This window comes from Streptomyces sp. NPDC006879 (assembly GCF_042869595.1).
Classification (GTDB): Bacteria; Actinomycetota; Actinomycetes; order Streptomycetales; family Streptomycetaceae; genus Streptomyces.
Genome location: NZ_JBIAGC010000026.1, coordinates 1 through 14,700, shown reverse-complemented (window position 1 = coordinate 14,700; position 14,700 = coordinate 1). Strand labels below are relative to the sequence as shown.

Annotated in this window: 10 protein-coding genes; 4 read left to right on the top strand and 6 right to left on the bottom strand. The window is 69.4% G+C overall.

The features are described 5' to 3' along the window. Positions 1-288: 288 nt before the first annotated feature. On the top strand, positions 289-2,538 hold the full coding sequence (locus ACFYMC_RS19505; protein ID WP_388526598.1) for a germacradienol/geosmin synthase: 2,250 nt from the start codon (positions 289-291) through the stop codon (positions 2,536-2,538). Positions 2,539-2,638: 100 nt separating this feature from the next. On the opposite strand, the gene ACFYMC_RS19500 is transcribed toward ACFYMC_RS19505, so the two are convergent. The 5 genes from ACFYMC_RS19500 to ACFYMC_RS19480 form a co-directional block, all read right to left on the bottom strand. Continuing rightward, positions 2,639-3,847 (bottom strand): XdhC family protein, encoded by a 1,209-nt coding sequence (locus ACFYMC_RS19500; protein ID WP_388526595.1) that lies wholly within the window; start codon positions 3,845-3,847, stop codon positions 2,639-2,641. Positions 3,848-3,952: 105 nt separating this feature from the next. Continuing rightward, positions 3,953-5,413, bottom strand: a complete 1,461-nt coding sequence (locus ACFYMC_RS19495; RefSeq protein ID WP_388526592.1) for an NCS2 family permease — start codon at positions 5,411-5,413, stop codon at positions 3,953-3,955. A 276-nt stretch (positions 5,414-5,689) separates the two neighbouring features. Next, a complete protein-coding gene (gene pucD / locus ACFYMC_RS19490; RefSeq protein ID WP_388526589.1) occupies positions 5,690-8,092 on the bottom strand; it encodes a xanthine dehydrogenase subunit D in 2,403 nt (800 codons plus the stop codon). Between the two features lie 2 nt (positions 8,093-8,094). Next, on the bottom strand, positions 8,095-8,700 hold the full coding sequence (locus tag ACFYMC_RS19485; RefSeq protein WP_388526585.1) for a (2Fe-2S)-binding protein: 606 nt from the start codon (positions 8,698-8,700) through the stop codon (positions 8,095-8,097). Positions 8,701-8,702: 2 nt separating this feature from the next. Next, on the bottom strand, positions 8,703-9,599 hold the full coding sequence (locus tag ACFYMC_RS19480) for an FAD binding domain-containing protein (RefSeq protein ID WP_388526582.1): 897 nt from the start codon (positions 9,597-9,599) through the stop codon (positions 8,703-8,705). A 253-nt stretch (positions 9,600-9,852) separates the two neighbouring features. On the opposite strand from ACFYMC_RS19480, the gene ACFYMC_RS19475 reads away from it, so the two are divergent. Continuing rightward, positions 9,853-11,526: a PucR family transcriptional regulator gene (locus ACFYMC_RS19475; RefSeq protein WP_388526764.1), complete on the top strand. Its 1,674-nt coding sequence runs from the start codon at positions 9,853-9,855 to the stop codon at positions 11,524-11,526. 275 nt (positions 11,527-11,801) lie between these two features. Then, positions 11,802-12,575 (top strand): hypothetical protein, encoded by a 774-nt coding sequence (locus tag ACFYMC_RS19470; protein ID WP_388526580.1) that lies wholly within the window; start codon positions 11,802-11,804, stop codon positions 12,573-12,575. Positions 12,576-12,592: 17 nt separating this feature from the next. Here ACFYMC_RS19470 and ACFYMC_RS19465 read toward each other — a convergent pair whose 3' ends face one another. Then, positions 12,593-13,312: a GntR family transcriptional regulator gene (locus tag ACFYMC_RS19465; protein WP_388526578.1), complete on the bottom strand. Its 720-nt coding sequence runs from the start codon at positions 13,310-13,312 to the stop codon at positions 12,593-12,595. Positions 13,313-13,492: 180 nt separating this feature from the next. Here ACFYMC_RS19465 and ACFYMC_RS19460 point away from each other — a divergent pair, with 180 nt between their 5' ends. Then, positions 13,493-14,386 (top strand): (2Fe-2S)-binding protein, encoded by an 894-nt coding sequence (locus ACFYMC_RS19460; RefSeq protein ID WP_388526575.1) that lies wholly within the window; start codon positions 13,493-13,495, stop codon positions 14,384-14,386. The last annotated feature ends 314 nt before the right edge of the window (positions 14,387-14,700 follow it).

Below are 14,700 nucleotides of genomic sequence, written 5' to 3'. Positions count from 1 at the left end.
GTTCACCCGAGCGCGCCGGAAGCGAGGGTCCCGCGGCTGCACCGTGCCGTGCCGCCCTGGGCTCCCGTCCCTCCCTCTGGCGGGCACATCCCCTCGACGGAGCTCCCTTCATGCGCTCCTGCGGCATCGCCCTTCGGGCATACCCAACGCCCATGCGCCGGGTTTATCGAAGGATCACCTGATGAGGTGAACTCCCCCATATGGCGGAGGAATCCTGGGTAGTGCAGTGCTGATCTCGTGCGGGGGCCGTGGTGCGGCCCCCGCACCGACCCAGAGAGGCCCCGCCCCGTGACGCAGCCGTTCCAACTGCCGGACTTCTACGTGCCGTATCCGGCACGACTGAACCCTCACCTGGAGGAAGCGAGGGCTCATACCAAGCAATGGGCAAGGGACTTGGAGATGTTGGAGGGGTCCGGGGTCTGGGAGGAACGCGACTTGGACTCGCACGACTACGCCTTGTTGTGCGCCTACACCCATCCCGACTGCGACGGGGCGACACTGTCCCTGGTCACTGACTGGTACGTATGGGTCTTCTTCTTCGACGACCACTTCCTGGAGGTCTTCAAACGATCCCAGGACCGCGCGGGGGCCAAGTCCTATCTGGACCGGCTGGCACTTTTCATGCCGATGGACCTCCGCGAGGGCTTCCCCGAGGCGACCAACCCCGTGGAAGCCGGACTCGCCGACCTGTGGACCCGCACCGTACCGGCCATGTCGATGGACTGGCGCAGCCGCTTCGCACTGAGCACACGCAATCTGCTCAACGAGTCCATGTGGGAGCTCTCCAACATCGACATCGGGCGCGTCGCGAACCCCCTCGAATACATCGAGATGCGCCGCAAGGTGGGTGGTGCACCCTGGTCGGCGGGGCTGGTCGAGTTCGCGGCCCAAGCCGAAGTGCCCGCACAGGTGGCCCACTCCAGGCCACTGGGTGTGCTCCGGGACGCCTTCTCCGATGCCGTTCACATCCGAAACGACATCTTCTCGTACGAACGCGAAGTGAGCGAGGAGGGCGAACTGTCCAATGCCATCCTCGTGTTGGAAACCTTCCTCGGCTGCTCGACGCAGCAGGCCGCGGAGGCCTCGAACGACCTGTTGACCTCGCGCCTGCAGCAGTTCGAGCACACGGCCCTGACCGAGCTCCCGCAGTTGTTCACCGAGCACGGCTTGAACCCGGTCGAGGTCGCAGCGGTGTTGGCCTACGCCAAGGGCCTACAGGACTGGCAGTCCGGCGGCCACGAATGGCACATGGTCTCCAGTCGGTACATGAACGAGGGCGCGCGCAGCACGACCCCACTCGCACTGCCCTTCCTGCCCAGCGGGCTCGGCACCACGGCCCTGGACGTCCGGTCGGTCTTCCAGCCCCGTGCCTGGGAACTGCGCCGCCGCAGTTTCAGTCACGTCCCCTTCCAGAAGGTCGGTCCGAGCCTCCTGCCCGAATTCGACCTCCCGTTCAAGCTGACGCTGAACCCCCATGTGGACGTGGCACGTCAGGAATCGGTTTCCTGGGCCAGGTCCATGGGGTTGCTGGACCCGCATCCGGGTGACCCCGGCTCGCACATCTGGAGCGAAAACCGGTTACGCGGGTACGACTTCGCCCTCTGTTCGGCTGGCCTGGATCCGGACGCCGGCCCGGAGCAGCTGACCCTCAGTGCCGAGTGGCTCACCTGGGGCACCTACGGGGACGACTACTACCCGGTCGTCTTCAGCGCGAGCAAGAACCTGGCGGCGGCCAAGGCCTGTACCGCGCGGCTGATCTCGATGCTGCCCGTCGACCTCGACGAGGCACCGACCCCCGTGATCCCGATGGAGCGCAGCCTGGCGGACCTGTGGGCACGTACGGTTCGCGACATGGGCACCCGCCAGCGCGAGGAGTTCCGCGCCACGCTGGTTCTGATGCTGGAGAGTTGGGTGTGGGAGGTGGAGAACGCCATCGAGAACCGCATTCCCGATCCGGTCGACTACGCGGAGATGCGGCGCTACACCTTCGGTTCGCACCTGACCATGTACTTGTGTCGGCTTGGCCATGAGGGGCGGGGAGTTCCGGACGAGATCTACGCTTCCGGCACCGTGCGCTCCTTGGAGAGCGCCGCGGCGGACGTCGCCTGCTTGATCAACGACATCTTCTCGTACCAGAAGGAGATCGAGCACGAAGGTGAGGTGCACAACCACATCCTGGTCACGCAGAACTTCTTCGATATCGGCTATCGGGAGGCCTTCGACATCTGTGTCGCGCTGATGAAGCAACGGACGGAGGAGTTCGAGCACATCGCGCAGAACCAGCTCCCCCTCCTTTACGAGGACTTCGGCCTCGACGCTCAGGCGCGAGAGGTACTCGACGGCTATGTGGTCGAGCTCCAGGACTGGTTGGCCGGCATCTTGAACTGGCACCAGCACGCGCGTCGTTACCGCGAGGGGGACCTCGGCACCGGGCAGGTCGGCGCTTTCGGCGGGCTACCGGCGGACTTCGGCCGTTCCGCGATGCGCCTGAGCCTGCCGGCATCGCCGCCTTCCACAGGCATGGCGGTGATCGGCTGAAGCGGCGGCGGAGCTGACCTCCCGGCGATGCCGAGCGGCCCCTCGCGCCTCGCGCCGCCGGGAGGCCGGCCGGCACGAGGCGCGCCTTGCTTGCTCGGGTTCAGGCCACCGAGCCGATCCTCTTGACCACTGCCGCCGTCCGGTCGTGGTGGATGGGGGTGTGCGCCCCGGTCAGCGCGACTCCGCTGCCGCCCCGGCGGTTGGCTACGATCTCGGCCGCGATGGACAGGGCGGTCTCCTGCGGCGAGCGCGCTCCGAGGTCCAGGCCGATCGGGGACCGGAGCCGCGCCAGTTCCAGTTCGCTGACGCCGACCTCCCGTAGACGCTTGTTGCGGTCCTCGTGGGTGCGCCGTGATCCCATCGCGCCCACGTAGGCGACCGGTAGCCGCAGCGCCGTCTCCAGCAGCGGCACGTCGAACTTGGCGTCGTGGGTCAGGACGCACAACACGGTGCGGCCGTCCACGGCGCCGGCCTCCGACTCGGCGGCCAGGTAGCGGTGGGGCCAGTCCACGACGATGGTGTCGGCTTCGGGGAAGCGCGCCTCGGTCGCGAAGACGGGGCGGGCGTCACACACGGTGACGTGGTAGCCGAGGAACTTCCCGATCCGTACCAGGGCGGCAGCGAAGTCGATGGCGCCGAAGACGATCATTCGGGGGGCGGGGACGCTCGACTCCACCAGCAGTTTGAGGGGCTCGCCGCACAGCCGTCCGCCCTGCCAGGCGCCGTCCTCGCTGGCGCCTTCCGTCGGGGCGGTGCCCAGGCCGATCTCCAGGGTGCCGGTCCGACCGGCGTCCAGCATCGCACGCGTCTCCGCGGCGACCGTCCGGTCCAGCTCCGGGTGCCCACCGAGGCCGCCTTCGTGGGGTCCCTCCGAACGGACCAGAAGGGCGCGGCCCATCAGTTCACCGGGCCCTTCGCTCACGCGGGCGAGGGCAACGGCCTCACCGCCGGCGGCGGCGGCCAGCGCCGCGCCGAAGGCAGCGCGGCCGGCGGAGTCCGCGCGCACCGGCGTGACCAGGATGTCGATGATCCCGCCGCAGGTGAGACCCACTGCGAAGGCATCGTCGTCGCTGTAGCCGAAGCGCTCCAGGAGGCTACGGCCGTCTTCGAGGGCCTGCCGGCACAGGTCGTAGACGGCTCCTTCCACGCATCCGCCGGAGACCGAACCGATGGCGGTGCCCTCGCTGTCGACGGCGAGGGCCGCTCCTGGCTGCCGGGGTGCGCTTCCGCCCACTGCCACCACGGTGGCTACGGCGAAGTCACGTCCCTGCTCGACCCACCGGTGCAGTTCTTCGGCGATGTCCAGCATGTCGGCCTCCTCGGAGGTATCGGTTTCCAGTATCGGGTGCGCGGGCCCCGGCGGGGTTCGCCGGTGGCCGGTTGCGGCCGGTGGATCCGGCCGCAACCGGATGTTTCAGCTGACGCCGAGCCATCCCTCGATGGGGTGCAGTGCGTAGAACACCAGGAAGATGCCGGTCAGAGCCCACATGAAGCCGCCGATCTCCCGGGCCTTGCCCTGGGCGACCTTGATCGCGACGTAGGAGATGACTCCGGCCGCCACACCGGCGGTGATCTGGTAGGTGAACGGCATGATCACCACGGTCAGGAAGACCGGGATGGCGACCGCGCTGTCGGACCAGTCCACGTGGCGGGCGTTCTGCATCATCATGGCGCCGATGACGACCAGGGCCGCGGAGGCGACTTCACCCGGGACGATCTGGGTGATCGGGGTGAAGAAGATGCAGGCGGCGAAGAACAGGCCGGTGATGACGGAGGCGAATCCGGTGCGGGCCCCCTCCCCCACGCCGGTGGCGGACTCGACGAACACGGTCTGACCGGAGCCTCCCGCGATGCCGCCGATGGCCCCGCCGGCGCCGTCGATGAAGAGGGCCTTGGACAGGCCCGGCATGCGGCCCTGTTCGTCGGCCAGCTTGGCCTCGGTACCGACACCGATGATGGTGGCCATCGCGTCGAAGAAGCCCGCCAGCACCAGCGTGAAGACGATCATGCCGACCGTCATGGCGCCGACCTCGCCCCAGCCTCCGAACTCGACCTTCCCGAAGAGGGAGAAGTCCGGGGTCGAGACGGCGGAGCCGGAGAGCTCCGGCGGGCCACTGCGCCAGGCCTTGGGGCTGATGTCGGCCACCGCGTTGAGGACGACCGCGAGGACGGTTCCGCCGGTGATGCCGATCAGGATCGCACCGGGGACCTTGCGGGCCTGGAGCATGAAGATGGCGAGGAGGGTGACGCAGAAGATCAGCACGGGCCAGCCGGCGAGCTCACCGGCTGGGCCGAGGGTCACCGGTCCGCCGCCCTGGGAAGCGTGTACGAAGCCTGCCTTCACCAGGCCGATGAGGGCGATGAACATGCCGATGCCCATGGTGATGGCGTGCTTGAGCGCCAGCGGGATCGCGTTCATGATCATCTCGCGGAGGCCGGTGACCACCAGAAGGCAGATCACCACTCCGTACATCACGCACATGCCCATGGCCTGCGGCCAGGTCATGACGGGTGCGACCTGCGAGGCGAGGACCCCGGAGACGGAGAGCCCGGCGGCGAGTGCCAGCGGGACCTTGCCGACGAAGCCCATGAGCAGCGTGGTCACGGCCGCGGCGAACGCGGTGGCCGTGATCACCGCCTTCTGGCTGAGGGTGTCGCCCGCGGCGTCCTTACCGGAGAGGATCAAGGGGTTGAGCAGAAGGATGTACGCCATGGCCATGAAGGTCGTGACGCCGCCACGGACCTCGTTTCCGACCGTGGATCTCCTGTGGGTTATGTGAAAGTACCGGTCGAGCCAAGACCGTCCGGCGGGGGTGCGCGAGCCGGAGCCCGCGTCTTCCGCGGTGGTCTTCGGCTCCACTGACGACTGGGTCATGGTGCCTACTCCCAAGGTTCAAAGGGGCACCCGCATGGGGACTGGAGACGCGGGATTTGGGATGGTGCGTGGGCTGCACGACCCGGGGGACGGCCCGAGACGAACGGTGCTACTCAAGGGGTGGATCACAGGTTCGCTGCATCACGGGGGTTCAGTTGTGCTGTTCTCACGAGCTCCGGGCGGTGGGCCGTGGAAGTGTGACGTTCCCTGTGGGACCGCACCGCCCGGAGAGTTCAGGGGTCCGGGGGCCGCTCGGCCCCCGGACGGATGCCCGTCCTACAAGGTGCCGGTGAGGGCCTCGGGACGGATCGGCGTCTTGTTGAGCTCCAGGCCGGTCGCGTTCCGGATCGCCGCGAGGACGGCCGGGGTGGACGACAGGGTGGGTGCCTCACCGAGACCGCGAAGACCGTAGGGGGCGTTCGGGTCGGCGAGCTCCAGGACGTCAACCGGCATGGTCGGCGTGTCGAGGATGGTGGGGATCAGGTAGTCCGTGAAGGAGGGGTTGCGCACCTTCGCGGTCTTCGGGTCGACGATGATCTCCTCCATCACCGCCACGCCGAGGCCCTGGGTGGTGCCGCCCTGGATCTGGCCGACGACGGAGAGCATGTTCAGCGCCTTGCCGACGTCCTGTGCGGTGGCCAGCTCGACGACCTTGACGAGGCCGAGCTCGGTGTCCACCTCCACCACCGCGCGGTGCGCGGCGAAGGTGTACTGGACGTGCCCGTCACCCTGGCCGGTGACCAGGTCGAAGGCCTGGGTGGGACGGTGACGGAACTCCAGTTCCAGATCGACCGCCTCGCCCTCCAGGACGTCCACGAGGTCGGCGAGGACCTCACCGCCGTCGGTGACCACCTTGCCGCCCTCCAGGAGCAGTTCGGCGGTCGCCCAGGCCGGATGGTACGAGCCGAACTTGCGGCGCCCCATCTCCAGCACCTTCTCGCGGACGGCCTCGCAGCTGTTCTTGACCGCCCCGCCGGTCATGTACGTCTGGCGGGAGGCTGAGGTGGAACCGGCGGAGCCGACCTGGGTGTCGGCGGGGTGGATGGTCACCTGGGTGACGCCCAGTTCCGTGCGGGCGATCTGGGCGTGCACGGTGACACCGCCCTGCCCGACCTCGGCCATGGCCGTGTGGACCATGGCGACCGGCTCGCCGCCGATGACCTCCAGGCGCACCCGGGCGGTGGAGTAGTCGTCGAAGCCCTCGGAGAAGCCGACGTTCTTGATGCCGACCGCGTAGCCGACGCCGCGTACCACTCCTTCACCGTGGCTGGTGTTGGACAGCCCGCCGGGCAGGGCGCGGACATCCGCCCCTTGACCTGCGCTCTCCCACTGGCGCTCGGGAGGCAACGGGCGGGCCTTGACCCGGCGCAGCAGCTCGGCGACGGGGGCCGGGGAGTCCACGACCTGACCGGTGGGCATGATGGTGCCCTGTTCCATGGCGTTGAGCTGGCGGAACTCCACCGGGTCCATGCCCAGCTTCGCCGCGAGCTTGTCCATCTGGGCCTCGTAGGCGAAGCATGCCTGGACGGCGCCGAAGCCGCGCATGGCGCCGCAGGGCGGGTTGTTGGTGTAGAGGGCGATCGCCTCGATGTCCACGTCTTCGATGACGTACGGGCCGACGGAGAGGGAGGAGGCGTTGCCGACGACGGCCGGGGAGGCCGAGGCGTAGGCGCCGCCGTCCAGCACGATCCGGCACTTCATGTGCGTGATCTTGCCGTCCTTGGTGGCGCCATGCTCGTACCAGAGCTTCGCGGGGTGGCGGTGCACATGTCCGAAGAAGGACTCGAACCGGTTGTAGACGATCTTGACGGGCTTGCCGGTGCGCAGGGCCAGCAGGCAGGCGTGGATCTGCATCGAGATGTCTTCTCGACCGCCGAAGGCACCGCCGACACCGGAGAGCGTCATGCGGACCTTCTCCTCGGGCAGGCCGAGGACGGGCGCGATCTGCCGGAGGTCCGAGTGCAGCCACTGGGTGGCCACGTAGAGGTCGACCCCGCCGTCCTCGGCCGGTACCGCGAGGCCGGACTCCGGGCCGAGGAAGGCCTGGTCCTGCATGCCGAAGGTGTACTCGCCGGTCACGATGACATCGGCGCGCTTGGCGGCCTCGGCGGCGTCGCCGCGGACGATCGGCTGGCGGTGGACGACGTTGGGGTGGGGCACGTGGCCGGCGTGGTGGTCATCGCGTCCCGGGTGCAGCAACGGCGCGTCGGCAGCCAGGGCGGACGCCTCGTCGGTGACGACGGGCAGCTCCCGGTAGTCGATCTTGATCTTGGCCGCGGCGCGGCGGGCGGTCTCCGGGTGGTCCGCCGCCACGAGAGCGACGGGCTCACCGTGGTGGCGTACCCGACCGTTGGCCAGGACGGGGGTGTCCTGGATCTCCAGACCGTAGTTCTTCATCTCGGCCGGGAGGTCGTCATAGGTGAGAACGGCGTAGACGCCGGGCATCGCGAGTGCCTCGGAGACGTCGATGCTCGCGATCTCGGCGTGGGCGACGGTGCTGCGCAGCGTCTGACCCCACAGCATGTCCTCGTGCCACATATCGGAGGAGTAGGCGAACTCTCCGGTGACCTTGAGGGTGCCGTCGGGGCGGAGCGTGGACTCGCCGATGCCACCCCGGTTGTGCTTCTGGGTGACGTTGGTGGGCGTACCGGCCGGAGCCGTGCGCGTGTTCTGAGTCATGATCAGACCGCCTCTCCCTGACGGGCAGCCGCCAGGCGGACCGCGTCGAGGATCTTCTCGTAGCCCGTGCAGCGGCAGAGGTTGCCGGACAGGGCCTCACGGATGTCCTGGTCGGACGGGTCGGAGTTCTCCTCCAGCAGCGCGTCCGCCTGGACCAGCAGACCGGGGGTGCAAAAACCGCACTGGACGGCTCCGGCATCGATGAACGCCTGCTGGACCGCGGAGAGTTCGGCGCCCTCACCGGTCTGCGAGTCCCCGGGCTTGGCGGACCACCGCTTGGCCTCGTCGATCGAGACGCCCTGCGCGGAGCCACAGCCGCCGGTGCCGCAGGCTCCGCCGTGACCGTGCTCGGCGCGCTGCTTGGCGAAGTCGGCGAGACCTTCGACGGTCACCACCTCGCGCCCCTCGACCTGTCCCGCGGCGACCAGGCAGGAGCAGACCGGCACGCCGTCGAGGCGGACCGTGCAGGAGCCGCACTCGCCCTGTTCGCAGGCGTTCTTCGAGCCGGGCAGGCCCAGCCGCTCCCGCAGGACGTAGAGCAGCGACTCACCCTCCCAGACGTCGTCGGCTTCCTGAGGGCGACCGTTGACCGTGAAATTGACGCGCATGCTTATGCAGCTCCTTCAAGCGAGCGGCCGTCTCCGGTACCGCGGTACTGCTCCCAGGTCCAGACGAGCTGGCGGCGGGCCATGATGCCGACGGCGTGGCGGCGGTACTTCGCCGTACCGCGGACGTCGTCGATCGGGTTGCAGGCCCCGGAGGCCAGCTCACCGAACTGCTTGGCGATCGAAGGGGTGATGATCTTCCCCGACTCCCAGAAGCCGCCTTCCGCGAGCGCGGCGTTCAAGAACTCCTCGGCGGCTTTGGCCCTGATCGGCGTCGGTGCCGCGGACCCGATTCCGGTGCGCACCGTGCGGGTCTCGGGGTGCAGCGCCAGACCGAAGGCGCAGACCGCGATCACCATGGCGTTACGGGTGCCCACCTTGGAGTACTGCTGCGGGCCGTCCGCCTTCTTGATGTGGATCGTCTTGATGAGCTCGTCCGGGGCGAGCGCATTGCGCTTGACGCCCGTGTAGAACTCGTCGATCGGGATGAGGCGGCTTCCACGTACGGACTCCACCTCGACCTCGGCACCCGCGGCGAGCAGCGCCGGGTGCGAGTCGCCGGCGGGCGAGGCGCAGCCGAGGTTCCCGCCGACTCCTCCGCGGTTGCGGATCTGCGGTGAGGCGACCGTGTGGGATGCCAGGGCCAGGCCCGGGAGCTCCGCGCGCAGGTTCTCCATGATCTGCGCGTACGGGACGGAGGCGCCGAGCCGGACGTCCTCCTCGCCAACCTCCCACTCCCGCAGCAGACCGATGCGGTTCAGGTCGAGGAGGTACTCCGGACGGCGGTGATCGAAATTGATCTCGACCATCACATCGGTGCCACCCGCAATCGGCACAGCCGTGGGGTGCTCTGCCTTAGCGGCGAGCGCCTCCTCCCAGCTGGCGGGGCGAAGGAAGTCCATGTGTGGCTCTCTTCTACGTAATCGGGTCGTTCACTTCGAGCCAGTGGGGCGAAGGGCCCTCGACTGGGTGTTCATGTTGTGTTCACGCGGTGTGGAGTCAGTACACAAGCCGCCCATCCCTCGGGTGCAGTCACCGAAACCATGAAGGAGTTGGCTGGCGGCCTCCGTCGTCTTGTAGATTCGTATGAAAGGCGGGACGGGATGATCTCGCCGATTTTCAACGGCAACATTGAGACAGATCGGCGGCGACGACATGCGGCTGCGCGCACTGCTGGAAACCGAGGCACTGGGCCTGCGGCTGCTCGGCGGCGAGGAAGAGCTCGACCGCAGCGTCCGCGGGGTCATGACCACCGACCTGAGGGACCCGAGCCGATATCTGTCCGGAGGCGAATTGGTCCTCACAGGACTGGCCTGGCGGCGAGATTCAGCCGACTCCGAGCCGTTCGTACGAATCCTCGCGGGCGCGGGGGTGGCCGGACTCGCGGCGGGCGAGGCGGAGCTCGGTGACATCCCGCAGGACCTCGTCTCGGCCTGCGAGCGGAACCGGCTCCCGCTGTTCGCCGTGAACGAGGACGTTGCATTCGCCACGATCACGGAGTACGTGGTGCGGCAGGTCTCCGGGGAGCGCGCGGGCGACCTCGCAGCCGTGGTGGACCGCCATCGTCGCCTGATGACCTCCGGGCCCGCGGGCGGTGGACCCGATGTGGTGCTCGATCTGCTCACGACCGACCTCGACCTGCGCGCATGGGTGCTCTCCCCCACCGGCCGGCAGATCGCCGGAGCCGGAGAGCCTCTGGCGCCCGCCGTCTGCGCGACGCTCGCCGGCGAGCACATGGCCGCGGTCCGCACCGGCCGCCGAGGCCCGCACCGGATCTCCCTTCAGGGTATTACCTACTCGCTCTTCCCAATCCGGGGAAACACCCGCGCCACGGGGCCGGGTCCGCGCGATGTCCGGGAGGGCGTGCTGTCCGACTGGCTGCTGGCCGTGGAGGCGGACGCCGGGGACTGGCCGGCCGAACGGCTGGACCTGCTCCAAGGCGTCACCCAACTGATCGCGGTGGAGCGCGATCGGCGTGACGCGGCCCGCACCGTGCGCCGCAGGCTCGCCCAGGAGGTGCTGGAGCTGGTCCAGACCGGTGCCCCGCCAGCCGAGATCGCCGCCCGGTTGCGGGTGGCCGCGCCGGTGCTGTTGCCGGGCCTGGGGACCGCACCGCACTGGCAGGTGGTGGTGGCCCGGGTCGACTGGGAGGACGGGGACGTTCCCGCCGGCCCGGTCGCCCAGTCCCTCCTGGAGGAGATCCTGGTGGACCCCCAGGTGTCGGGGCCGGAGCCCTCCGACCGCATCGCCGTCGCCCACTCGGGTGACGAAGCCATCGCGCTGGTACCGCTGCCGGCCCTGCCCGGCCCCGAGGAGGGCGGCCCGCAGACCACCGCGCTGCACGCCGACGTCCTGCTGGCGACCGTACGCGAGCCACTCGCGGCCGGTCTCGCCCAGGACGGCCGACTGACCCTCGGGGTCAGTGCCGCCGTCCACTCGGCCGAGGGGTTGCGCGGCGCTCTGGAGGAGGCGCGGCACGCCCGGCGGGTCGCCGCCGCACGACCGGGCCGGGTGTGCGCCGCCGGTCACCACGAACTGGCCTCGCACGTGCTGCTGCTGCCCTTCGTGCCGGACGACGTACGGCGGGCCTTCACCGCCCGGCTGCTGGACCCGTTGCGGGACTACGACCGGCGCCACCGGGCAGAGCTGATCCCGACCCTGGAGGCCTTCTTGGACTGCGACGGATCGTGGACGCGCTGCGCGAGCCGACTCCACCTCCACGTCAACACGCTGCGCTACCGGGTGGGGCGGATCGAACAGCTGACGGCCCGCGACCTCTCCCGCTTGGAGGACAAGTTGGACTTCTTCCTTGCCCTGCGCATGAGTTGACGGTCGACCAGAACCCATCACGGACCTCCGGCCGCCCGCTTCCCAGCCTCTCCCCCGACTCGCGGCACCGGCCTGGTCAGTGATCCGCTCAGTGACCCAGGAGTCCAGCACGGCCCTCGCATCCTGTGCCAAGATGCCCGCCAGGTCAGTACCCCTGGTTCACGGCAGGCATGGATCAGGCCTTTGTGAACAGATTCACCTGACCTCTTGGCCGATGACCTTCATCCGTGCTGAGATTCGCTCCAGGGCTCAAAGACGTGCTTGGGGAGGGCAATGTGGCGGACACCGCCATGTCCGGTTCCGGAACGGCCTGGGGGGACGACCCCCTCCAGAGAGCGATATGGCGGCTGCGTTCGCGCGGCTGCTGGACGGACGCGGCGGAACTGCTGACGGACCGCGCGGACCAGCCAGGGCCCGCGTTACAACGCACCGCGCTGTTGGTGGAACGGTGCCTGTTCACCGGTCAGGGCTGGCCGGAGGCGGAGGACGCGCTGCGCGCCGCGGAGGCACTGGCCCGCAACGATGACGAACGCGGAGCAGCGGCCTGCGAGCGCGGCCACCTGGCCTACGCCGCGACCGTGCTGGGCGTGCGAGACCGGGCCGACGAGGCGCGCAGCGCGCTGGGCCGTGCCGCCGCCCTCCTGACCCCCGGCTGCCGGGCCCGTCCGCTGTTGGACTTCCGGCGGGGGCTGGTCGCGGAGTTCCTCGCCGACGACCCCCAGAGCGCCCGGCCCGCCTACCGACGCGCCCACGCCGGCGCCACGGCGCACGGCGACACCTTGCTGCTCTCCTTCACCTGGCGCCACCTGGCAGGCCTCGCTCTGCGCGACGGGGAGCTCGCCGAGGCCCGGCACGGCTTCACCGAGTCCCTGCGCATCCGCGAGGAGCTCGGCTTCCTCGTCGGAACGGCACCCGCGCTGGCCGCCCTGGCCGAGGCGGAGCCTGAGCCCGAGGCGGCCCGACTGCGCGCCGAGGCCCTGCGACTGTTCCGACTGCTCGGCGGGGTGCCGACGTGGCTGGCCGCCCAGTTGGCCCCGTCAAGGATCTGAACCGGCCGCCAGGCCCGTCAGAGGTCGGCGCCGGCGAAGTGTTCGCGTACGAGTGATTCGACCACCACGAGGTCCCGGGCGATCAGGGCTTCCAGGAGGGCGGAGTGTTCCGCCGCGTCGGCCACCAGGTCGGCGCGGCGGACCGGAACTCCCGGGAGTGGCCACTGCGCCCTGCGGTGCAGGCGATCCGCGACCAGCAGCAGTTGTTCGTTGCCGGCCATGGCGAGCACGGCTCGGTGAAAGGCGCGATCGGCGTCGGCGTATCCGGCGACGTCGCCGGCCGCCGCCGCTGCCGAGGTGGCGGCGGCCCGGGGGCGCAGCGCCGCCCACTGGTCGGCGGACACGGTGCGCGCCAGGTTCAACATCACGGGCACTTCCAGCAGGGCCCGCACCTCGGCCAGTTCCCGTAGTTCCCGCGGCGTGCGTTCGAGGACCCGGAAACCGCGGTTGAGCACCACCTCCACCGCGCCTTCCAGCGCCAGGTGCTGCATGGCCTCGCGCACGGGCGTGGCGGACACGCCGAAGCGGGCACCGAGCGCTGGTGCGGAATAGAGCTCGCCCGGCACCAGGTCCCCGTCGACCAACGCCGCACGCAGCGCGTCCAGGATCTGGCCGCGTACCGAGTGGCGGAACACCCTCTGGGCGGGGAGTTCCGAGCTGGCTTCGAGAGGCGCGTCGGGGTCTGGTACCCGGTCACGCGCCCCCTGCGGGCACGCTCCGTGCTCCACTCGGACCATCCTCCCAGCTGCGCCTCGTCCACGGGTCAGATCCGAGCACTGCCCGAATGTACGCCCCTGCACGATAGGCGCATCCATGACCAGCGGACGCGGGACGTGACCCAGGGCACAGCAGCAGGCACATCCGATATCAGGTAAGGTAAGCTTTACCTACTAACGATCGCTGATTCGGTGACGCCCATGACCGCGACGGCCACGCTCCCCACCACCTCCCGCAGTTGCCCCGCACCGGCATCCACACCCCTCCCGCCATCGAGCGGATCACCACTCACCGCGGCCTACACGCGCCTGACCGAGGCGTACCCGGGACTGCGGGTGGAGGAGCGCTCCGCCGCGCTGGGCGCTCCCAGCGAAGACGGCTGGTTCAGCGCGGCCGAGCTCGCGGCCGATCCCGGAGCGCTCGACTCCTTCCTCGACTTCGACGAGACACAGGTACGGCGGGACTACGGCCAATCAGCGCGCCCCGACGTGGTGGCGAGCTTCGGACTGCACCGCTACGCGTGGCCGGCCTGCCTGCTGGTCACGGTCCCCTGGTTCCTCCACCGACGGGTGCCCCGCCTGCCCGTGTCCTCGGTTTCCGTACACCGCGCTTCGGGACGCATGTCGGTTCACATCGACACCTTCGCCTGCCTACCCGAGGACCCCGCCGCAGCACTCCCCGGGGCCGAGGTCGTGGCGGATGAGGAAGCCCTGCGCACGCGGGTACGAGCCTCGGTGGCCGAGCACCTCCAACCCCTCTTGGAGGGATTCGGGCCCCGCATGCGCAGGGGGCGCCGCGCACTTTGGGGCACGGCGACCGACGAGATCGTCGAGGGGCTCTGGTACGTGGGACAACTACTCGGTGAGGGACCGCGGGCCATGGTCGAGTTGGAGCGCCTCCTGCCCGGCCGCACCGCCCCGTACACCGGCGCCGCGGGCTTCCGCACCCTCGTCGGCCCGCAGGGGCAGGAGCTGCCCACGAGGAACCGGGCGAGTTGCTGCCTCTTCTACACGATCCGACCGCGAGACACCTGCACCACGTGCCCGCGCACCTGCGACGCCGACCGGATCGGACGTCTGACGGACAGCCCTTGAGCACGCTCCCACGATCAGTGTCGGCCACCAGGCCGTGGGAAAACCCGGCACGCCCAGCGAGCACCACGCCTGATCTACGTGCCGCCGCCCTAAGCTTGTTCTTTTTCTTTTGGTCTCGAACGGCGTCTCGTACGGGGGTCACTCACCTGGGGGTTTGCCGGTCCTGAGAGCGGCCTTCGTCTGATTCTGTGCTCCGACCAAGGAGTGCACGTGACCGAGACGAAGGCCGTGATGGCGAGTCTGCCGCCTGATGACGTCCGCCCGGAAGCGTTCGCGGAAGCGTCACGCTTCCGGGGTGCTTTCTACGCATGCCT